Annotated in this window: 19 protein-coding genes; 9 read left to right on the top strand and 10 right to left on the bottom strand. The window is 72.7% G+C overall.

Annotation, left to right across the window (positions count from 1 at the left end):
• Window positions 1–11 precede the first annotated feature (11 nt).
• On the bottom strand, window positions 12–752 hold the full coding sequence (locus tag QBL21_RS06085) for a TIGR00730 family Rossman fold protein (RefSeq protein WP_407566322.1): 741 nt from the start codon (window positions 750–752) through the stop codon (window positions 12–14).
• A 135-nt stretch (window positions 753–887) separates the two neighbouring features.
• Window positions 888–1,961 (bottom strand): succinyl-diaminopimelate desuccinylase, encoded by a 1,074-nt coding sequence (gene dapE / locus QBL21_RS06080; protein WP_407560953.1) that lies wholly within the window; start codon window positions 1,959–1,961, stop codon window positions 888–890.
• A 259-nt stretch (window positions 1,962–2,220) separates the two neighbouring features.
• Here dapE and QBL21_RS06075 point away from each other — a divergent pair, with 259 nt between their 5' ends.
• Both QBL21_RS06075 and QBL21_RS06070 read left to right on the top strand, forming a co-directional pair.
• Window positions 2,221–3,162: a heavy metal transporter gene (locus QBL21_RS06075; RefSeq protein WP_407560952.1), complete on the top strand. Its 942-nt coding sequence runs from the start codon at window positions 2,221–2,223 to the stop codon at window positions 3,160–3,162.
• Between the two features lie 287 nt (window positions 3,163–3,449).
• Window positions 3,450–3,821 (top strand): hypothetical protein, encoded by a 372-nt coding sequence (locus QBL21_RS06070; protein WP_407560951.1) that lies wholly within the window; start codon window positions 3,450–3,452, stop codon window positions 3,819–3,821.
• Window positions 3,822–3,889: 68 nt separating this feature from the next.
• On the opposite strand, the gene dapC is transcribed toward QBL21_RS06070, so the two are convergent.
• Window positions 3,890–4,996, bottom strand: a complete 1,107-nt coding sequence (dapC, locus tag QBL21_RS06065) for a succinyldiaminopimelate transaminase (RefSeq protein ID WP_407560950.1) — start codon at window positions 4,994–4,996, stop codon at window positions 3,890–3,892.
• Window positions 4,997–5,113: 117 nt separating this feature from the next.
• Window positions 5,114–5,440 (bottom strand): ferredoxin, encoded by a 327-nt coding sequence (gene fdxA / locus QBL21_RS06060; protein ID WP_027754067.1) that lies wholly within the window; start codon window positions 5,438–5,440, stop codon window positions 5,114–5,116.
• A gap of 111 nt (window positions 5,441–5,551) precedes the next feature.
• Here fdxA and QBL21_RS06055 point away from each other — a divergent pair, with 111 nt between their 5' ends.
• On the top strand, window positions 5,552–6,550 hold the full coding sequence (locus tag QBL21_RS06055; RefSeq protein ID WP_407560949.1) for a GNAT family N-acetyltransferase: 999 nt from the start codon (window positions 5,552–5,554) through the stop codon (window positions 6,548–6,550).
• A 109-nt stretch (window positions 6,551–6,659) separates the two neighbouring features.
• On the top strand, window positions 6,660–7,517 hold the full coding sequence (locus tag QBL21_RS06050) for a transglutaminase-like domain-containing protein (protein WP_407566321.1): 858 nt from the start codon (window positions 6,660–6,662) through the stop codon (window positions 7,515–7,517).
• Between the two features lie 121 nt (window positions 7,518–7,638).
• Here the strand turns inward: QBL21_RS06050 and QBL21_RS06045 are convergent, their stop codons facing one another.
• The 5 genes from QBL21_RS06045 to QBL21_RS06025 all read right to left on the bottom strand — a co-directional run bounded on the left by QBL21_RS06045 (window position 7,639) and on the right by QBL21_RS06025 (window position 13,869).
• Window positions 7,639–8,775: an ABC transporter ATP-binding protein gene (locus QBL21_RS06045; RefSeq protein WP_407560948.1), complete on the bottom strand. Its 1,137-nt coding sequence runs from the start codon at window positions 8,773–8,775 to the stop codon at window positions 7,639–7,641.
• Between the two features lie 16 nt (window positions 8,776–8,791).
• The gene (locus QBL21_RS06040; RefSeq protein WP_407560947.1) at window positions 8,792–9,853 is read right to left on the bottom strand and encodes an ABC transporter ATP-binding protein; all 1,062 of its coding nucleotides are present in this window, start codon (window positions 9,851–9,853) and stop codon (window positions 8,792–8,794) included.
• A gap of 8 nt (window positions 9,854–9,861) precedes the next feature.
• On the bottom strand, window positions 9,862–10,839 hold the full coding sequence (locus QBL21_RS06035; RefSeq protein WP_407560946.1) for an ABC transporter permease: 978 nt from the start codon (window positions 10,837–10,839) through the stop codon (window positions 9,862–9,864).
• Between the two features lie 102 nt (window positions 10,840–10,941).
• Window positions 10,942–12,705 carry an ABC transporter substrate-binding protein gene (locus tag QBL21_RS06030; protein ID WP_407560945.1) on the bottom strand — a complete coding sequence of 588 codons (1,764 nt, stop codon included), beginning with the start codon at window positions 12,703–12,705 and terminating at the stop codon, window positions 10,942–10,944.
• Window positions 12,706–12,828: 123 nt separating this feature from the next.
• Window positions 12,829–13,869, bottom strand: coding sequence for an ABC transporter permease (locus tag QBL21_RS06025; RefSeq protein ID WP_407560944.1), 1,041 nt, complete (start codon window positions 13,867–13,869; stop codon window positions 12,829–12,831).
• Between the two features lie 470 nt (window positions 13,870–14,339).
• On the opposite strand from QBL21_RS06025, the gene QBL21_RS06020 reads away from it, so the two are divergent.
• The 5 genes from QBL21_RS06020 to QBL21_RS06000 all read left to right on the top strand — a co-directional run bounded on the left by QBL21_RS06020 (window position 14,340) and on the right by QBL21_RS06000 (window position 19,673).
• The gene (locus QBL21_RS06020) at window positions 14,340–15,323 is read left to right on the top strand and encodes a hypothetical protein (protein WP_407560943.1); all 984 of its coding nucleotides are present in this window, start codon (window positions 14,340–14,342) and stop codon (window positions 15,321–15,323) included.
• A gap of 198 nt (window positions 15,324–15,521) precedes the next feature.
• Window positions 15,522–15,716, top strand: coding sequence for a hypothetical protein (locus QBL21_RS06015; protein WP_407560942.1), 195 nt, complete (start codon window positions 15,522–15,524; stop codon window positions 15,714–15,716).
• Between the two features lie 38 nt (window positions 15,717–15,754).
• On the top strand, window positions 15,755–16,651 hold the full coding sequence (gene mshB / locus QBL21_RS06010) for an N-acetyl-1-D-myo-inositol-2-amino-2-deoxy-alpha-D-glucopyranoside deacetylase (protein ID WP_407560941.1): 897 nt from the start codon (window positions 15,755–15,757) through the stop codon (window positions 16,649–16,651).
• Window positions 16,648–17,268 carry a DUF6113 family protein gene (locus QBL21_RS06005; protein ID WP_407560940.1) on the top strand — a complete coding sequence of 207 codons (621 nt, stop codon included), beginning with the start codon at window positions 16,648–16,650 and terminating at the stop codon, window positions 17,266–17,268. Before mshB ends, QBL21_RS06005 begins: the two co-directional genes overlap by 4 nt.
• 161 nt (window positions 17,269–17,429) lie before the next feature.
• On the top strand, window positions 17,430–19,673 hold the full coding sequence (locus tag QBL21_RS06000; RefSeq protein ID WP_407560939.1) for a hypothetical protein: 2,244 nt from the start codon (window positions 17,430–17,432) through the stop codon (window positions 19,671–19,673).
• A 113-nt stretch (window positions 19,674–19,786) separates the two neighbouring features.
• On the opposite strand, the gene QBL21_RS05995 is transcribed toward QBL21_RS06000, so the two are convergent.
• Window positions 19,787–20,560, bottom strand: a complete 774-nt coding sequence (locus QBL21_RS05995) for an LPXTG cell wall anchor domain-containing protein (protein WP_407560938.1) — start codon at window positions 20,558–20,560, stop codon at window positions 19,787–19,789.
• Between the last annotated feature and the right edge of the window lie 106 nt (window positions 20,561–20,666).

Raw genomic sequence — 20,666 nt, 5'->3', positions numbered from 1 at the left:
GGCCGCCGGCCCTACGGCGTCTCCTTCGTGACCAGCGTCACGGCCTCGCTCACGTCGTCCGTGATGTGGAACAGGTCGAGGTCCCGCTCCGCCGCCTTGCCGCCGTCCACGACGGTCTTGCGCAGCCAGTCGACGAGCCCGCCCCAGTAGTCGCTGCCGAAGAGGACGATCGGGAACCGCGTCACCTTCTTCGTCTGCACCAGGGTCAGCGCCTCGAACAGCTCGTCCATCGTGCCGAAGCCGCCGGGCAGCACCACGAACCCCTGGGAGTACTTCACAAAACATGTCTTGCGCACGAAGAAGTAGCGGAAGTTCACGCCGAGGTCGACGTACCGGTTGAGGCCCTGTTCGAAGGGCAGCTCGATGCCCAGCCCGACGGACAGCCCGCCGGCCTCCAGCGCGCCCTTGTTCGCGGCCTCCATCACCCCGGGCCCGCCGCCGGTGATCACCCCGAAGCCGGCGTCCACCAGCCCCTTGCCGATGGCGACGCCCCGCGCGTACTCCTCGCTGTCCGGCGCCGTACGGGCCGAGCCGAAGACGCTGATCGCCGGCCCCACCTCGGCGAGCGCGCCGAACCCCTCGACGAACTCCGCCTGCATCCGCAGCACCCGCCACGGGTCCTCGTGCACGTACTCCGCGGAGCGCTCCCGGGTGTCCAGCAGGTGCTGGTCCATCGTCCCGCGCTGGATGCGGCTGCGGCGGCGGATGACGGGGCCGAGCCGCTGCTCCTTGAACTCGTCCCAGTTGCCCACGGGCACGCTCCCTTCCTGGTGTCTCGTCGCGTTTCCGCGTACGACGATCTCCGGCCCAGGCTAGGCGAAGCGGCCGGAAGCCCGGGGAATCCCGGCAGAAACCGCTGCGGAACAGCCGGTGACGCGCCCCGCCGGTCAGGCGGTGAGCCAGGCCCGCAGCCGCTCCTCGCAGTGGTGGATACGGGCCGTGTGCACGTGCTCGTCGCGCTTGTGCGCGTAGTTCGGGTCGCCGGGGCCGTAGTTCACCGCGGGGACGCCGAGGGCGGTGAAGCGGGCCACGTCGGTCCAGCCGTACTTCGGCCGCGGGGTGCCGCCGACGGCGGCGGCGAACGCGGCGGCGGCGGGGTGGCCCAGGCCCGGCAGCGCGCCCGGGGAGCTGTCCTCGACGGTGATCTCCGCGACGCCGCAGCCCGCGAAGTACTCCCGGACGAAGGCGATCGCCTGCTCCTCGGAGCGGTCCGGGGCGTAGCGGAAGTTGACGGTGACCTCGCAGACGTCGGGCACGACGTTGCCCGCGACGCCGCCGGAGACGCGGACGGCGTTGAGGCCCTCGCGGTACTCCAGGCCGTCGATGACGGCGTGCCGCGACTCGTACGCCGCGAGCCGGGCCAGCGCGGGGGCGGCGGCGTGGATGGCGTTGGTGCCGAGCCAGGCGCGCGCGGAGTGGGCGCGTTCGCCCTCGGTCCGCAGGACAGCGCGCAGCGTGCCCTGGCAGCCGCCCTCGATCCCGCCGTCGGACGGCTCCAGCAGCACGGCGAAGTCGCCGGCGAGCCAGTCGGGGTGGCTCTCGGCGAGGCGGCGCAGGCCGTTGCGGGAGGCGTCGACCTCCTCGTTGTCGTAGAAGACGAAGGTGAGGTCGCGGTTGGGCGCGGGCACGGTGGCGGCGATGCGCAGTTGGACGGCGACGCCGGCCTTCATGTCGGAGGTGCCGCAGCCCCACAGGACGCCGTCCTCGTACGTGCCGTCGAGGCGCGACGGTACGTTCCCGGCGATGGGCACGGTGTCGATGTGCCCGGCGAGCACGACGCGCTCGGCGCGCCCGAGCCCGGTCCGGGCGACGACGGCGTCGCCGTCGCGGTCCACCCGCAGGTGGTCGAGCCGGCGCAGCGCGGCCTCGACGGCGTCGGCGAGGTGCTTCTCCTCGCCGCTGACGGAGGCGGTGTCGACGAGGTGGGCGGTGAGCCGTGCGGCATCGAGCGTCAGGTCCATGCCGACGACCCTAAGGCCCGGCGCGCGGCGCCCTCGCGGCGTACGGGCACGGTGCCGGCGCGGTACGGGCGCCGTACGGGAACGGTGCGGCGGCGCAACGCGCGCGGTACGGGCGCCGTACGGGAACGGTGCGGCGGCGCAACGCGCGCGGTACGGGCGCCGTACGGGAACGGTGCGGCGGCGCAACGCGCGCGGTACGGGCGCCGCCCGCCGCGCTCCGGCGTCGGCGGCCGTCCGCCGCGAACGCTACGGTGGGCCCGTGCCCGCCTCCCCCGTTCTCCGCCGCCGCCTCCTCCGCGCGTTCGTCGCGCTCGCGGTGCTCGGCGGCGTGGGCGCGTACCTGCTGGTCCACCTCAACACCGGCGGCGGTCCCGCGCCGCGCTGCGAGGTCCGCGGCAAGGGCGACGGCGAGCCGTACGAGCTGGATCCCGAACAGGCCGCCAACGCCGCGACGATAAGCGCCGTGGCGTCCTCGCGGCGGCTGCCGGAGCGCGCGGTGACCATCGCGCTGGCCACCGCCATGCAGGAGTCCGGGCTGCGCAACATCGAGCACGGCGACCGGGATTCGCTCGGCCTGTTCCAGCAGCGCCCGTCGCAGGGCTGGGGCTCGGAGGAGCAGATCCTCGACCCGGTGTACTCCAGCGGCAAGTTCTACGAGCACCTGGCGGAGAACCCCGGCTACTCGCGGCTGCCGCTGACCGAGGCCGCGCAGCGCGTCCAGCGCAGCGGCTTCCCGCAGGCGTACGCGAAGCACGAGCCGGCCGCCGCCCTGCTGTCCGCCGCACTGACGGGCCGCGCGGGCGGCGCCTTCACGTGTACGACGGCGAAGGGCGACCCCCGCGCCGGCGACCTCGCGCTGCTGCGCAGGGAGCTGAAGCGGGAGTTCGGCGCGGGGGTGCTGCCGGACGCGGGCGCGGGCGGCCCGGGCGGCGGGGCCGGCGGTGCGAGCCGGGGCGAGGACGGGCAGGTGCTGGTGCTGCCGGTCGCCGGGGACACCGCGGGCGGCAACACGGACGCGACCGGCCGCGGCTGGGAGCTGGCGCACTGGGCGGTGGCGCAGGCGCCGCGGCTGCGCGTCGCGCAGGTGTCCTTCGCCGGCCGCGAGTGGCGGGCCGGGGAGTCGGCCGACGGCTGGCGCGCGGTCGAGGGCGCGAACGCGGAGGCGGGCGCGGCGTCGGTCCGTATCGTCACCGAGCCGTAGCGCGCGTTCCTTCTTACGGGGGAAGCCGGTCAACGCCGCATGACGGCGGAACGGGAATTCCCGTTCTTTTCCACGATCCGACAAATCCCCGGTGAGCGTCGGTCCTTGGGCTCTCGAACGCGACTCGCACCGACCCGCTTTGCCCGGTTTTCTGGCGAAGCAGATAATGCGACGCATTACCAACTCTTTACCTGGGGCGGCCGCAACCTTCCGGCGCCTCACGCGGTAGTCACAGCGTCCGCCCGGCGGACACGACCATCCAGTAACCCCTCCGTCAAAGGAGCACCATGTCCCACCCCCTGAAGCGCCACCTCGCCCGGGTCGCACTCGTCGTCGCTGCGGGTGCCGCCCCGGTCGTCGGCGCCGCGGGTGCCGCCAGCGCCGTCGAGCTGCCCAGCACGAACGGCCTGAACCCGGTCAGCGCACTGGACACCGCCTCGCTGCCCGCCACCGCCTCCCAGACCGGCGGCGAGGTGCTCACCAGCGGTACCGAGACCGCGAACCAGCTCGGTGACACCGCCGGCCCGACCGCCGAGAAGGCGCTGGTCGCGGTCCAGGAGACCACCGGCAAGACCGTCGAGCAGGGCCAGACCGCGGTCACCGACGCCGCCGGGAACCTGGCCCCCGACCTGCCCACGTCGGGACTGGGCCTCGTCTGAGCCCGACCGGCTGACCCACGAGGCCGCCGGCGGCCCGCGGAGCCGTCCTCCGCGGGCCCGGCGGCTCGTCAGCGCCGCAGCGCCGCCAGCCGCGCCACGGCGGCGGCCACCCGCTCGTCCGTGGCGGTGAACGCCACCCGCACGAACCGCTCCCCCGCGGCCCCGTAGAACTCCCCGGGAGCCACCGCGATCCCCAGCTTCGCCAGCTCCGCGACCGTGTCCCAGCACGGTTCGTCGCGCGTCGCCCACAGGTACAGCGACGCCTCGCTGTGCTCGATCCGGAAGCCCGCCCCCGTCAGTGCCTCGCGCAGCGCGGTCCGCCGGCGGGCGTAGCGCTCGCGCTGCTCGTCCACATGCCGCTGATCGCCGAGCGCGGCGATCATCGCCTGCTGCACCGGCCTGGGCATCATCATCCCCGTGTGCTTGCGCACCGCGACCAGCTCGCGCACCACCGCCGCGTCGCCGCCCGCGAACCCGGCGCGGTAGCCGGCGAGGTTGGAGCGCTTCGACAGCGAGTGCACGGCGAGCAGTCCCTCGTACGAGCCCTCGCTGACCGACGGGTGCAGCACGGACACCGGCTCGGTCTCCCAGCCCAGCTCCACGTAGCACTCGTCGGAGGCGACGAGCACCCCGTGCGCCCGCGCCCACACAACCGCCCGGCGCAGCTCGGCCGCGTCCATGGTGCGTCCGGTGGGGTTGGACGGGGTGTTGAGCCAGAGCAGCTTCACCCGCGCCGGGTCGAGGTCCGCGACCGGATCGGCGTACGTCACGGGCTCGGCGTGCGCCGTCAGCGCCCCGATCTCGTACGTCGGGTAGGCCAGCCGCGGGTACGCCACCTGGTCCCCCGGCTCCAGCCCCAGCAGCGTCGGCAGCCAGCCGACCAGTTCCTTGGTGCCGATCGCCGGCAGCACCGCGTCCGGCCCGACCGCCGCCCCGAGCCGCCGGCCGAACCAGCCGGCGATGGCCTCGCGCAGCGCCGGGGTGCCCCACGCGAGCGGATAGCCGGGGCTGTCGGCGGCGTCCGCGAGCGCGGCCTTGACCACCTCGGGAACGGGGTCGACGGGGGTGCCCACGGACAGGTCGACGATGCCGTCGGGATGGGCGGCGGCAGCGGTCTTGTAGGGCTCCAGCCGGTCCCAGGGGAAGACCGGCAGGCGGGAGGAGACGGGTCGCACTCTCACAGTCCTCGATCGACGCAACAGCCCCCGCCGATCGGCCCGGAGCCGATGGGCAGGGCCGAAGGGCGGGGGCGATGCGTGTGTGTCGCCGTGGTTCTCGGGTAATGCCGACTGCTACTCGTCGTGCTCCTGCGGCGGAAGGGCCGCGACGATCGGGTGGTCCCGCTCGATCAGGCCGAGCTTGGAGGCGCCACCGGGCGAGCCGAGGTCGTCGAAGAACTCGACGTTCACCTTGTAGTAGTCCTTCCACTCCTCGGGAGTGTCGTCCTCGTAGAAGATCGCCTCCACGGGGCAGACCGGCTCGCACGCACCGCAGTCGACGCACTCGTCCGGGTGGATGTACAAGAACCTCTGGCCCTCGTAGATGCAGTCGACGGGGCACTCCTCAATGCAGGCCTTGTCCTTGAGGTCCACACAAGGCTCTGCGATGACGTAGGTCACGCTGTCGTTCCTCCTCGATCAGGCTGGCGGCGCGGGAGCGCGGCGTGTCGATGCCCGCACCTAGTATCTCCGTTCCCGGGCACTGAGCGAACAAGAGGGGCGTGGAGAGCTGTGGAATTCACCACTGGGGCGCGGCTCGAAGTCCGTATCACCCCCGATGACGTGGGAAAACGCGTTTCCGTACGACGCCTGACAGATGCCTGCGAGACAGGCGCGCGGTTCACGGACGCGGTCGGCGTGCTCACATCGTGGGACGCGGGCGAGCTTCGGCTGACCAGACGGAACGGTCAGGTCGTCCGGATCCCGGAGTCGGCCGTGGTCGCGGCGAAGGTCGTGCCGGCCGAGCCGGCGCGGCGGCGCGGCCCCGCGGCCACGGCGGCGGAGCTGGTCCGGGTGGCGGCACGGGGGTGGCCGCCGGTGGTGAGCGAGCAACTGGGCGACTGGACGCTGCGGGCCTCGGACGGCTTCACCGGCCGGGCCAACTCGGTGCTGCCGCTGGGCGGCCCCGGACTGCCGCTGGACGCGGCGCTGGCGCGGGTGACGCGCTGGTACGGGGAGCGGGGGCTGCCGGCGATGGTGCAGGTCGCGACCGGTGCGGCGGGCACGCAGGAGTCGCTGGCGGCGGAGCTGGACGCACGCGGCTGGTCGGTGCGGCGGGCGGCGCTGATGCAGGTGGGCGAGCTGGCGCCGGTGGCGGACAGGGGGGCGGCACAGCGGGTGGAGCTGTCCCGTACGGCGTCCGCGGAGTGGTTCACGCTCTACAACCGGGCCGGGGAGCCGACGCCAGCCGCGCGGACGGTGCTGGAGGGCGGTCCTTCGGTGTGGTTCGCGACGGTCCCGGGTGCGGACGGCGTACCCGCGGCGATCGGCCGCTGCGTGGTCGACGGCCGCTGGGCGGGTTTCGCGGCGGTCGAGGTGTCCCCGGAGCACCGCCGCCGCGGCCTGGCCACGACGGTGATGGCCGCGCTCGCGGCCCGGGCCCTTCAGGAGGGCGCCTCGGCCGCGTACCTCCAGGTGGAGCCCGACAACGAGCCCGCCCTGGCCCTCTACGAGGGCCTGCGCTTCACCACCCACCACGCCTACCACTACCGGTACCGCCCCACCACCTGACGCCGGCCCGCGGCGCCGGGCGCGGGCGCCGCGGCGCGCGCTCCTTGCCCACCGGTGTCCCGTTGCACGGGACGTGTGCGCCGGCGCGTCGCACAATGGGTGAATGAGTATGTCCGGTGTCTGGCACCGGGCCCGGTTCGCGGAGGAGGCCCGCGCACCGCGGCCCGATCTCGCGCTGCTCTGCCTCCTGGTCGGGGCCGAGACCGACCCCGGGCTCGACGAGGACGGCATCGACGCCGTGCAGATCGAGCTGGACGAGCTGGCCGGGCAGTTGCCGTACGCGCCCGGCGGGCCCCGCGCGTGGGCGCGGGCCGCCGCCGACCTGCTCGGCGAACGCTGCGGGTTCCACGGGACGCCCGGTGACTACGGCCGGCTGGAGGCGTCACAGCTCCACGAGGTGCTGCGGCGCCGCCGCGGGCTGCCGATCATGCTCTCCGTGATCTGGATGGAGGTCGCCCGCCGCGCCGGCGCCCCGGTGTACGGCGTGGCGCTGCCCGGGCACTTCGTCGTCGGCTTCGGCCCGCCGCCCACCGGCCCGGGGGCCGCACCCGCCGCGGGCGACCCGGTGCTGGCCGACCCCTTCGACGGCGGCCGGCTGCTCTCCCCCGCCGACGCCGAGCTGCTGGTCGCCGAGGCCACCGGCGGGGAGCCGCTGTCGCCCGCGATGCTCGTACCGGCCGACCCGCTGGACATCGTGCTGCGCATCCTCAACAACATCCGCGCCTGGGCAGCCCCGCGCCCCGAGCAGTCCGACGTCCAGCTCGCGGCCGTCGAACTCGCGCTGCTGCTGCCCAGCCACCCCGCGCGGCTGCGGCACGAGCGCGCGCAACTGCTCGTCGCCCGCGGGGACTTCGTCACCGGGGCGGCGGAGCTGGAGGAGTACGCCTCGGTGATAGCGGCGATGGAGCCGCAGGGCGCCGACACCCTGCGCCGCCAGGCCCGCGCCGCCCGCGCCCGCCTCAACTGAGCGCAACCGGCCCCCGGAGGGCGGCACGGACGACGGCACCGGAGACGGCAGACACGGCAAAGGGGCCGGTCCCGGGAAACCCCGGCACCGGCCCCGCGACGATCGGCATGCGCCCCCGCCGCTACTCCTTGACCGGATCCGCGGACGGGCTGTCCTCCAGCGCCGCCAGCGCCTTGTCCATGATGACCACTTCCTCGCGCTCCACCGTGGGCTCCTCGGGGAAGTGGCAGGCCGTCAGGTGCCCGCCGCGGTTGCCGCCGATCTGCACCAGCGGCGGCTCCTTCTCCGCGCACAGGTCCTGCGCCTTCCAGCACCGGGTACGGAACCGGCAGCCGGTCGGCGGGTTGATCGGCGACGGCACGTCGCCCGCCAGCCGGATGCGCTCCCGCGGCACCTCCTCCTCGTCGTCCGAGAGGAGCGCCTCCGGGACGGCCGAGAGCAGGGCGTGGGTGTACGGGTGCCGCGGCCGGGTGTAGATGTCGTCCCGGTCGCCGATCTCGACGATCTTGCCGAGGTACATGACCGCGACGCGCTGCGAGAAGTGCCGGACGATCGCCAGGTCGTGCGCGATGAACAGGAACGCGATGCCCATCTCGCGCTGGAGCTGCTGGAGCAGGTTGACGACCTGCGCCTGGATCGACACGTCCAGCGCCGAGACCGGCTCGTCCGCCACGATCAGCTTCGGCTTGAGCGCCAGCGCCCGCGCGACCCCGATGCGCTGCCGCTGCCCGCCGGAGAACTCGTGCGGGAAGCGGTTGTAGTGCTCGGGGTTGAGGCCGACGGTCTCCAGCAGCTCGCGGACCCGCTTCTCCCGGCCGCCGGGCGGGTTGATCCCGTTGACCTCCATCGGGCTGCTGATGATGGTGCCGACGGTCTGCCGCGGGTTCAGCGACGAGTACGGGTCCTGGAAGATCATCTGGATCTCGGACCTGATCGGCGCGAGAGCCTTGCGCTTGGCGTACGTGATGTCCTGGCCGCGGTACGTGATCTTACCGCCGGTCGGCTCCAGCAGCCGCGTCAGCAGCCGCCCGGTCGTCGACTTGCCGCAGCCGGACTCGCCGACCAGGCCCAGGCTCTCGGACGCACGTACCTTCAGGTCGACACCGTCGACCGCCTGCACCGCGCCGACCCGCCGCTTGATCGGGAAGCCTCCCATGATCGGGAAGTGCTTCGTGAGCCCCTCGACGGTGAGCAGCTCCTCGCCCGCCGCTGTCGGGGTGTCGTCCCGGGGGCCGGGGAGGGTGAGTTCTTCGCTCATGGTGGTCAGTCGCTCCCTAGCCCAGCCGGGGCTTGATCTGCTCGATGAAGATGTCCTGCTTCTGCCCGGCGCTCAGGTGGCAGGCGGCCCCGCGGCCCTCGGGCAGCGCCGGCCGGTCCGTACGGCAGGCGACGCCGCCCACGTCCTTGACGAAGGCGCACCGCGGGTGGAACGGGCAGCCCGGCGGCGGGCTCAGCAGGCTGGGCGGGGTGCCCTTGATCGGGGTGAGCGGCACGTCCACGTCCGACGACAGCCGCGGCATGCTGCTCAGCAGGCCCCAGGTGTACGGGTGCTGCGGCTTGCGCAGCACCTCGCGGGTGCTGCCCCGCTCCACGGCGCGCCCCGCGTACATCACCAGGATGTCGTCCGCGACGTTCGCGATGACGCCGAGGTCGTGGGTGATGAAGACGATCGCGGAGCCGAACTCTTCCTGGAGGTTCCTGATCAGGTCGAGGATCTGCGCCTGCACGGTCACGTCGAGCGCGGTGGTCGGCTCGTCGGCGATCAGCAGGTCGGGGTTGCAGACGAGCGACATCGCGATCATGGCGCGCTGCCGCATGCCGCCGGAGAACTGGTGCGGGTAGTCGTCCGCGCGCAGCTTGGCGTTGGGGATGCCGACCTTGTCCAGCATCTCCACGGCCCGCTGGTGCGCGGCGCGCTTGGAGACGCCCGTGTGCTTGCGGTACGGCTCGGCGATCTGCCGGCCGACCGTGTAGAAGGGCGAGAGCGCGGTCAGCGGATCCTGGAAGATCATCGCCATCTTGTTGCCGCGCAGCTTCTCCATCTTGCGCTCGGGCGCGCCGATCAGCTCCTCGCCGTCGAGGCTGATGGAGCCCTCGACGTTGGTGAACATCTGGTTGTGCAGGCCCAGCACGGTCAGGTTGGTGACCGACTTGCCGGAGCCGGACTCGCCGACGATGCCCAGGGTCTTGCCGCGCTCGACGTCGAAGGAGAGACCGTCGACGGCCTTGACGACGCCGTCCTCGGTGGTGAACTGCACGCGCAGGTCCTGCACCGAGAGGAAGGCACCGTCCGCGGACGGTGCGGAACCTTCCGATTCCTTGGTCAGGGTGGTCACTGCTTCTCCTAGGACAGACGGACGCGCGGATCGATGAAGGCGTACGCCGCGTCGACGATGACGTTCATCAGGATGATCATGGTGGACGAGAACAGCAGCACGCCCATCAACACCGGCAGGTCCGCCTTGAACACGGAGTCGATGGAGAGTTGGCCGAGGCCCGGCAGCGAGAAGGTGAACTCGGTGATGATCGCGCCGCCCAGCAGCGAGCCGAGGTCGATGCCGAAGATCGTGACGACCGGGATCAGGGCCCCGCGCCAGGCGTAGCGGAAGAAGACCGTGCCGCTCGACATGCCCTTGGCCTTGGCCGTTCTGACGTGTTCCTCCTGCAACTGCTCGATCATCGTGGACCGCACCATACGGGTGTAGTTCGACGCGAAGATCGTGGAGAGCACTGCCCAGGGGAGGATCAGTCCGACCGCCCATTTCCATGGGTTCTCGGTGAACTCGTTGTAGGCCGGGTCACCGAAGAGTCCGGTGCTGTACACCAGCGCCCACAGGACGAGCGGGCCGATGAAGTAGATCTGGAGCGAGCCGATCACCAGGGAGCTGCCGCTGACGAACTTGTCGAGCGGGGTGCCGCGCCGCCAGGCGGCGATCATGCCGGCTCCGACGCCGAAGACGAGGAAGACGACGGCCGCGCCGATGGTGAGCGACAGCGTGGTGGGGAAGCGGTCCTGGATAAGGGTGAGGACGTTCTCGTCGTGCACGAAAGAGCGGCCGATGCAGGGCGCCGGGCAGTCGCCCGTCGGGAAGGAACGGCCGGCGAAGATGCCGGAGAGGAAGTTCCAGTACTGCACCGGGACGGGATCGTCGAGGCCGAGGGACCTGCGGATCAGCTCCAGGTTCTCCGGCGTGCACTTCTCACCACAGGAGATGCGGGCCGGGTCACGCGGAATGGCGAAGAACAGGAAAAAACAGACCGCGCTGAGGATCAGCAGGATGATCAATGCGCCGATTGTCCGGCGAATCAGGAAACGAAGCATGACTGTGGGCTGCTTTCGAAGGACAAAGCGGCGACGTGGACTGAAGGGTGGTGCGCGGGGCCCCGCCGATCGGGCGGGCGCCCCGCGCACCGGAAGTGGTGCTTACTGCTTCAGGTAGATCTTGCGCAGGTCGATGTCACCGATGACGTCGTCGTACTGGACGCCGCCGATGTTCGAGCCGTAGAGCTGGATCTGCTTGTAGTACGTCATGGGGATGTTGGAGATCAGGTCCTTCACCACGTACTGGGAGAGCGTGTTCCACTCCTTGGCCGCCTCGGCCGGGTCCGAGATCTTCTGGATCCGGTCGATCTCGCTGTTGACGTGGTCGTCGTTCGTGTGCGAGTAGTTCGACGAACCATCCTGGATCTGCCGGCCGTCGTACAGCGGCGGAACCACGGTGCTGGCGGACGGCCAGTCGGCGCCCCACGCGCTCACGTACATGTCGAACTTGTTGTCGACCAGGCCGATCTCGTCGTAGTACGTCTCGGCCGAGATCTCCTTGCGCTGGACGTCGAAGCCGGCCTCTTCGAGGGTCGCCTCCATCGTCGGCGAGTAGTTCTGGCCCTCGGGGGTGTTGATGTAGCCCCAGGTGAGCTTGTAACCGGTCTCGCCGGCCTCTTCCAGGATCTTCTTGGCCTTGGCCGGGTCACCCAGCGGCTTCTTCAGCTTGCCGAAGGGGTCGAAGCCGTCCTCGTAGCCGGAGACGGTCGGGCTGATCAGACCGCCGGCCAGTTCCATGCCCTGCGGGCCGCCGAACGCCTGCTGGTAGGGCTGGATGGGCAGGGCGTACGCGATGGCCTCGCGGACCTTCTTGTTCTTGACCCGGTCCATGTTGATGGCCATCTGGGCGACGTACGGCTGGTAGCCGTTGACCGAGCGCTTCTGGGCGTCGGGGTCCTTGTTCAGCTTCGGCAGCGTGGCGGCGTCCACGTTGTTGGTGAAGCTGATCGAGTTCTTGTTCTCACCCTTGTCGGCCATCAGCCGCTCGGCCGAGGTCTCGAACTGGATGTTGAAGGTGATCTCGTACCCGTCGGGGTAGGCGTTCCGCGTCGAGTCGGTCGCCGGGTCCCAGTGCTCGTTCTTGACCAGCGTCATCGACTTGCCGGTCTTGAAGGACTCGATCTTGTACGGGCCCGCGGTCATCGGGTCCTTGTCGTACTTCTCCTGGGTGTCCTTGGCCTCGGAGACCATGGAGTAGCCCGGCATCGCCAGGGCGTAGGGGAAGTCCGGCTTCGGGTCCTTGAACTTGAAGATGATGGTCTTGTCGTCCGGCGTCTCCAGGACGGAGTCCGGCAGGTGGTCACCCTTGTACGGGCCCTCGGGCAGCATCTCGCGGTACTCGGTGCCCGGCACGTTGGCCAGCCACTGCTGGATGAAGACCGGGCCGTCGTTGATGAACTCGGCGAACTGCCGCTCGAAGGTGTGCCGGACGTCCTTCGACGTGATGTCCGTGCCGTCGGCCCACTTGATGTTGTCCTTGAGCGTGTACGTCCACGTACGGCCGCCGTCGGAGGGCTTGCCGCTGTCCGTGGCCAGGTCGCCGACGAGGGTCTGCTTGCCCTTGAAGTCGGCCTTGTAGCCGGTCAGACCGCGGTGGATCAGCCGCGCCAGCGCACCCTCGTCCGAGACGTATATCTGGGCCGGGTCGAGGTGCGCGTAGCTGTCGCGCTGCATGACGGGGATCGTGCCGCCCTCTTGGGCGCCCTTCACCTCGGCGGCGGGGCCGGTGGACGCCTTGGCGTCACCGAACGGGATCTGCGCCTGCTGCTCCGCCGCCTTCTTCTTCTCGTCCTGCTGCGAGTCGGTGTCGTCCGAGCCGCTGCTGCACCCGCTCAGGGCCAAGGCCCCGGCTGCAAGCGCCGCCACCACGGCGTGCGATCTGCGTGCACCCCTGATTCTCACTGTCTACCACCCTGTCTGTCGGTCTTGACTTGCTGTGTGCGTGTTCACCCGTTGCCACGGCGTCGCACCCTGGCGGCGGTACGAACGTCAGCGCGCGGCCTTCGGATCGAACGCGTCGCGGACGGAGTCCCCCAGCAGGTTGAAGGCGACCACGAAGATCACCATGGCGATGCCGGGGAAGAACATGAACGTGGGAACGGTCTCGGACACGTCCGCGGCCCGGGAGAACATCAGGCCCCAGTCCGGGGTCGGGTTCACCAGGCCGACGCCGAGGAACGACAGTCCCGCGGCGCTCGTCACGACGAGCGGCAGCTCGAAGGTTCCCTGCACGAGGATGGGTGTGACGAGGTTCGGCAGCATCTCCTTGCGGATGATTCGCCAGTTCGACGCCCCGCTCACCTTGGCGGCCTCGACGAACTCGCGCTCACGCATCGACAGCGCGACACCGCGCACGATGCGGGCCATGCGCATCCAGCCCAGCGCGGCGAGCACGCCGATCAGCACCGCGATCCGCAACCAGGTAGGCGTCGCGTCTTCGGGAGCGACGAACATCGCGGTGATGACGGGCATGAACGCCACGAAGAAAAGCTGGCTCGGGAACGCCAGCATCAGGTCGGTGAAGCGGCCGATCAGCGTGTCGGTGCGACCACCGGTGAAGCCGGCGGCCACGCCCAGCAGCACGCCGACGCCGACGGTCAGGATCGTCACCGCGATGGCGATGGCCAGCGAGGTCCGGATGCTGTAGATGAGCAGCGTGAAGACGTCCCGGCCGAGGATGGGCTCCAGGCCGAACCAGAACTCGCCGCTGATGCCGCCGTTGGGCTTGACCGGGTAGCCGAGAGCGTCGAACAGCTCGGGCTTGCCGCTTGCCGAGTTGTACAGCGTGTACGGCGACTTCCCGTACAGCTTCGAGATCAGTGGAGCCAGGATCGCGATCAGCACGAAGAAGCCGACGATATACGCGGATATGACCCCCGCGCGGTCGCGCTTGAAGCGCTGCCACATCAGCTGACCGGGCGATTTGCCGATGTACTCGGCGGTGCCCTGGCCTTGGTCCCCCTCTGCCTTGACGGGTTCGAGCGTTGTGGGCTCGGACCCCGTCGGGGCAGCCTCGGATGGACTCGTCATTGGCGTTGTGCTCCCGAACCGGATGAGAGCCGCAGCGCCCGTGCACGCTGCGGTGGTTGACGGGACTTTCGCAACCGATTCATCCCCTAGTCAAGGGGGTGGCCGGTGAGACCGACGTGCGGTATCGCTTCTTGAGCGTATGTTTTGCAGATTGAGGTCCGTACGTGCTTGACAAGACGCCTTAGTGACCGACATGTCCGACATATTGGATCGAAGGTCGTTAACACGTCGGCAACCGACCTGTCGCATCACCGATATACGAACGCGTCACTCTGGGGAGCGTACGGCCGTGCGGGTGCCGTCACCCGGCCGGGTCCGGCCAGCGTGCCGGATCCGGCCGGATCCGGGCGCCTTCCGCCCCCGCCCGGCGGGTCTTGCCGAGGGTGTTGTCCGGCGCTGCCGAGAGGTGTAGACCTGGGTGCCGAGTGGGCCCAAAAGGCGCACGGTTGCGTATCGGGGGTCGGCCGGCGATGGACCAAGGACACATACTGGGGCGCGGCGCACGCGTCTTCGGTGCCGTGTGCTGCGCGCTCCTCGCCCTGCTCTCGCTCCTGTGGATCGGCCGCGACGTCGACGTCGCCGCGAGCCTGCCCGACCTGTGGTGGTCCTGGGCGGGCTCCCCCGAAAGCGCCCCCGAGAGCCACTGGGGCACCTCCCTCTACGACCCGGTCCTCGTCTGCGTGTACGCCGTCGCCGGCGTCACCGCCCTGCACTCCACCGCCGCCGCCGGCGCCCTCGGCGCGGCCGGCGCGGCCACGATCCTGCTGCGCGCCCCCGCGCTGTGGACGCTGACGGCCGACTGGATGCAGGACGTCGACCAGGACCTGCGCAACCGCGCGCTGCTCTCCGCCGGCGTCGCCGTCACCCTCGGCGCCGTGCTGCTCATCTCCGTCGCCGCCGGCCGCCGGCCGGTGGAGTCCGGCACCGGCTACCTGCTGCCCGACGAGCAGCCGCCGCGCCGGCCCGCCCGCGGCGCCGCGGCCACCGGCGCGGTCTTCCTCGGCGTCGCCGCGCTGGCGTTCGCCGCGTGGGAGGTGCGCCGGGCCGCCGTCGACGGCTGGGACGCGTACGGCCACCGGCTCACCGGCGAGCACACCACCTACGCGCTGCTCCAGCCCCCGGCCGCGTACGGCAAGTGGGCGCTCGCCGCCCTGTGCTTCGTCGCCGCCGTGGCCGCCGCCAAGCGCACCCCGCTCTCCCGCCCGCTGGGCATGACCGCCGGCGCGTTCGTCCTGGGCTGGGGCACCGCCGAGACCTCGCGGTACCTGAGGGACGAGGTCTTCGAGAACTTCCGCGCCCTGGGCACCGAGCACCAGTTGCTGGCCGGCACCGCGATCGGGCTGCTCCTCGCGGGCTTCGTCATCCTCTTCGCGCTCGCCGGCCGCGGGGAGCGCGACCCCATGGCGGAGCCCCTCACCGGCTGGCAGGAGCCCTCCTCCCCGCCCCCCTGGTGACCGTCCGACCACAGCCGTCCCACCGCTGAACGACGCCTCCGCCGCCGCCCCCGCGGCGGCCTTCCGCGTGCGACCCCTTCATGCGCCGGTGCGCCGAACGATGCACAGGCACCGATAGTTATGATGCGTGCGCGCGACGGGCATGCATCACCTTGCTCGTCAGATGACCCGACCGCAGGTCCCGGGAGGTGAGCCGCTGTGGCTCTGTCGATCTCGCTAGTGCTGCTGCTCGCGATCGTCGTCTTCTTGCTCGTCAAGAAGAGTGGCCTGAAGGGCGGCCACGCAGTCGTGTGCATTCTGCTGGGCTTCTACCTCGCCAGCTCGTCCATGGCACCGACCATCGACGATGTGACACAGAACGTCGCGGGGATGATCGAGAGCATCAACTTCTGACCCGGGGGACCTTCCGTCCGCTCGTCTAGGCTTCCCTCATGAGCAGGGAGCTTCCGAAGCGCAGGCTGCTGCTGGTGCACGCGCATCCGGACGACGAGACGATCACCACCGGCGCCACCATGGCGCGATACGCCGCCGAGGGCGCCCTCGTCACCCTGGTGACGTGCACCCGGGGCGAGGAGGGCGAGATCATTCCGCCCGCCCTCGCCGGTCTGGGACCCGGGCGGGACGACCGGCTCGGCCCGTACCGGGAGGGCGAACTCGCCGCCGCCATGCGGGCGCTGGGCGTCACCGACCACCGCTTCCTCGGCGGGCCCGGGCGGTTCCGGGACTCGGGCATGAGCGGTCTCGACGTCAACGGCCGCCCGGGCACGTTCTGGTCGGCGGGCGTCGACGAGGCGGCCGGGCTGCTGGTGCCGGTGATCCGCGAGGTACGCCCCCAGGTGCTGGTCACGTACGACCCCCGCGGCGGCTACGGCCACCCCGACCACATCCAGGCCCACCGCGTCGCGACCCGCGCGGCGGAGCTGGCCGCGGACGCGGCGTACGCCGCGGACCCCGCCGAACCGTGGGCGGTGGCCCGTGTCTACTGGACCTGCGTCGCGCGCACCGCGGCGGAGAAGGGCCTCACCGAACTGGCCGCGGCCGGCCACCCCTTCCCGGACACGGCGACCGTCGCGGACCTGCCGGGCGTCGTGGACGACGGCGAGGTCACGGCGGCCGTGGACGGCGGCGCGTACGCGGCGGCGAAGTCCCGGGCGATGGCGGCGCACGCGACGCAGATCACCGTGGCCGGCGGCGCCTTCGCGCTCTCCAACGGGCTGGGCCAGCCGATCGTGACCACGGAGCAGTTCCGGCTCGCCGGCGGCGCGGACGCCGCGCGGCGCGATCCGGGCGCCGTGGAGACCGACCTGTTCGCGGAGGTGGCGGCGTGAGCGCCAGGAAGCGGCCCGTACGCCCCAAGTCGGCCGCTGGCGGCGGGAGTACGGGCAACGGCGGCGCGAGCCGCGGGAGCGCGGGCAAAGGCGCCGGAAGCGGCGGGAGCGCGAGTCGCGGGGGCGCGGGCGGCGGGAGCGCGAGCCGCGGGGGCGCGGAGAAGCGCAGCCGGGCCGGCGCCGCCACGACGAGCCCTCCCGCGCGCCGCCCCGCGACCCCGCCCCCCGGCAGCGCCCTCGCGCAGCCCGTGACGCTCGGGCGCGTACTCGCCTACCTGGCCGCCCTGGTGCTCGGCGCCCTCGTCGGGCTGGCCGGTTCACTCGTCCAGGGGGCCTGGTCGCCGGGCGGGATGCTGCTCGCCCTCGCCGCCGTCGGCGCGCTCTGCTACGGCGCCGGGGTGGCCACCGGCGGCCGGGGCGCGGGCTTCGCCGCGGGCGGCGGCTGGTTCCTGGCGGTGATCGCCATGTCGCTCAACCGACCCGAGGGCGACTTCGTCTTCGTCTCCGGACTCGGGCCGCAGCTCTTCATCTTCGGCGGGATGGTGATCGCTGTGATGTGCACCACCCTGCCGCGGCTCGTCGCCACCGGCGAACCCCCGTCCCGACTCCCCGAGTGACGTGCTCTGTTGGGCATCGGGTGCTGTCGAGTACGCCTTCGCGCGGGTGGCCGAATGCGGTTGTCTGGCCTGTGTGACGGAGCGGACAAGTATGGTGGTGCGCGCCGCCGAGCTGCCCGCGGGTGCCATGACGGGCGGCGGAGCACTACGGGAGACCTGCCGTGAGCCGAGAGAATGACAGTCCGCCATCCGGTCCCGAGGGACGCGGCGACGCCGCGTATCCGCCGGGTACCCCGCCGTACGCGGGACCGGACACGCCGACCGCCGGGGGTACCGCCCTGGGGGAGCCCCCCGCGCCCGCTCCGGGCACGGGAGCGGGCCGGGCCGGCGGCGCGGGCGTTCCCGCGACCGAGACGACGCTGACGACCCGGATCCGGATCAACATCCCCGGCTCCCGGCCGATCCCGCCCGTCGTGGTGCGCAAGCCGCTGGAAGCCGGGGCGGAGGAGCCCGACACCGCCGGCGGCGCCGGCGTTCCCGCGCCGGCCCCGGGCCCGGCGGAAGCCGCCGCGGCGTCCGCGAACGGGCAGGGCGGCGCCGGCGGCAACGCGAAGCCGGCGACGAGCGACTGGTTCGCCCCCCGCAAGCAGAAGGACGCGACGCCCTCCCAGGGCGTCCCCGAGGCCGCACCGGCGGGCCCGCCCCCGGCGCAGCCCCCGATGGCGCCGCCCTCGGGCCCCACGGGCACGACGGACGGCTCCGGGATGCAGTTCCCCGCCTTCGCTCCGCCTCCCGGCGAGCCGGCGGGGCCGTCGGACACCCCGCCGGCCGGCGTCCCGCAGGCCCACCCGGCGCCCGGCGACACCGGTGCGGTGGACGTACCGGTGAGCGAGAGCGGGCACGGCTTCGCCGGGGACGACCCGGCCAACGCCCTGCCCGTACGCCCCACTCCGTCCGGCGGCACGCCCCGCGGCGGCCTCGGCGGACCCGGCGGCCCGGCCGGCGCCGGCGGTCCCGGCCGCGTGCCCTCCGGCCCGACCGCGGGCCCGGCCACCGGCAGCATGCCGCTCAAGCCCGCCGCCCCGGCCGCCGGCCGCACCCTGCGCGGCTCCGCCGCGCCGCAGACCCCCACCGGCGGCATGGGCGACACCGCCGTCGGCGGCATCCCCGCGGTGCCGTCCGGCCACGACCCGACACCGGCGCACGGCGTGCCGCAGGGCCCCGGGCACACCCCGGCCCACGGCGTACCGCAGGCCGGCCCGCACGGCGCGGGCCCCGGCCACACCCCGGCGCACGGCATCCCGCAGGGCGGCCCCGCCCCCCGCGGCTCGCAGTACCCCCAAGAGGCCGCGCCCGCGCCGGGGTTCGCCCCCGCCGGGCAGCCGCCGCGCTCCGGCCCCGGCGGCGCGCCGCCCCCCGGCCCCGGCCCCGTACCAGGCAGCGAGGGGCCGCCCGTGCCGCCGCCCGCCCCGGCCGCCGCCGCGCGCTCCCGCTCCGGGAGCCCGTCCGGCCGGGCCCGCGGCGACCGCAAGAAGCTCGGGGTCATGGCCGGCGCCGGCGTCTTCGGGGTGCTCTGCATCGCGTACGGCGCGGGGCTCGTGCTCAACAACGACGACGTGCCGAAGGGCACCACCGTCCTCGGCGTCGACATCGGCGGCAGCTCCCGCGACCAGGCGGTCGCCAAGCTCGACGCCGCCGTCGAGGAGCGTACGAAGGCGCCGATCGTGCTCCGCGTCGGCGAGCGGGAGCAGGAGCTGACGCCGCAGTCGGCCGGCCTCGGCATCGACACCGCGGAGAGCGTCCGCTCGGCGATGGGCAGCGACTACAACCCGGTGTCGGTCATCGGCTCGCTCTTCGGCGGCTCCCGCGAGGTGGACCCGGCGATGGTCGACGACACCGACAAGCTCCGGGCCCAGTTGCAGGAGATCGCCGACGAGGCGGGCGGCGGCAAGGACGGCATGATCCGCTTCGTCGACGGCGAGGCGGTGCCGGTGAAGGGCGAGCCGCACGAGGCCGTGGACGTGGAGAAGTCCATGAGCGCGGTGCGGGCGGCGTTCGACGAGCGCGCGGCCGGCGGTGCGAACAAGCCGGTGACGCTGCCGGTCTCGCAGCAGGAACCGGCCGTCAGCCAGGCGGAGTTCGACACGGCGATGAACGGCTTCGCCGAGACCGCCATGTCCGGCTACGTCTCGGTGCAGGCGGGCGACCGCTACATCGAGTTCAGCCCGGAGCGCTCGATCTCCGAGTTCCTCACGATGCAGGCGACGCCGGACGGCAAGCTGGCGCCGAAGTTCGACCTGGAGAAGCTGGAGGCGCTGTACGGCAGCACCTTCGACGGGCTCCTCGTCCAGCGCGGCGACGGCAGCACGACGGAGATCACGCCGAACGACGTGGCGAGCGCCATGATGGGTCCGCTGCGCGAGACCGACCCGGAGAAGCGGGTGGGGGTCATCGACATCGCCTGACCGCCGCGGCGCGGCCCCGCCTCCGGCGCGGGCCGCCCGGAGCGGACGGGTCGCCGACGCGACGTACGAGGACGGGCCCCGCGGTGCTGCCGCGGGGCCGTCGTCGTACGGGCTCAGGCGGTGCGGCGCTTGCGGGCCACCACGACGGCGCCGGCGCCGAGGGCGGCGAGGCCGCCGATGCCGGAGGCGAGCGGAAGCCAGATGTCGGCGCCGGTGTCGGGCAGTTGCCCGGCGCGCGCGTCCTCGTCGTGGTCGTAGTCGCGCGGGGCGGTGCGTCCGTCGGGCGGCTCGAAGCCGTCGCCCTCCCCGTCCGCCCCGCTGCCGGACGCGGGCTCCTCATCCTCGGGCGACGCGGGGGCCGCGGGCGCGGCGGCCGCCGGGGCCCCGGCGCCGGGGCCTTCGGCACCGGGAGGGTCGACCGCCGGGGCCTCGGTGCCGGGGGGTTCCGCAGAAGGCCCGTCACCGCCCGGCACCTCGCCGCCGGGGCCGTCATCGCCGGGGCCGTCATCGCCGGGGGCCCCCGGAGCCCCGGCCCCGTGGTGGTCCGGCTCGGCGGGCCCCGTCCCCGCGCCCCTCCCTCCGCTGCCGCCGTCCCGAGTCCCCGGGCCGGTCTTGTCGTCCGCGCAGTCGTCGTCCGGGCCCGCGGCCTCGAACTCCGCCGCCTCCGCCTCGATCTCCGCCTCCGACGCCCCGAACCCGGCCTCGATGTCCCCCGCGAACTCCTCCGCGAACCCCGCCGCCGACGCCTCCCGGTCCTCCGTCGCCGGGCGTACGGACCCCGCGGCCGGTGCCGCGTGGACCTCCGGGACCGCGACCGCCAGGGCGGACGCGGCGGCGAAGAGCGCCCCGCTCAGCACACTGAGCCGGCGGCGTGGCAATCGCTTCATGGTGGGTGTCCCTCTGCTCGGTGACGGGGCATCAGTGGCCGACGCCCACCATGGCTATCACTGATTCGTGATAAAACCGACTAACCAGACTTCCCGCTCGGCGTCA

The organism is Streptomyces sp. 184 (assembly GCF_045781775.1).
Taxonomy (GTDB): domain Bacteria; phylum Actinomycetota; class Actinomycetes; order Streptomycetales; family Streptomycetaceae; genus Streptomyces.
Note: the sequence above shows the minus strand (reverse complement) of the source record. Positions and strands in the feature narration are given on the sequence as shown.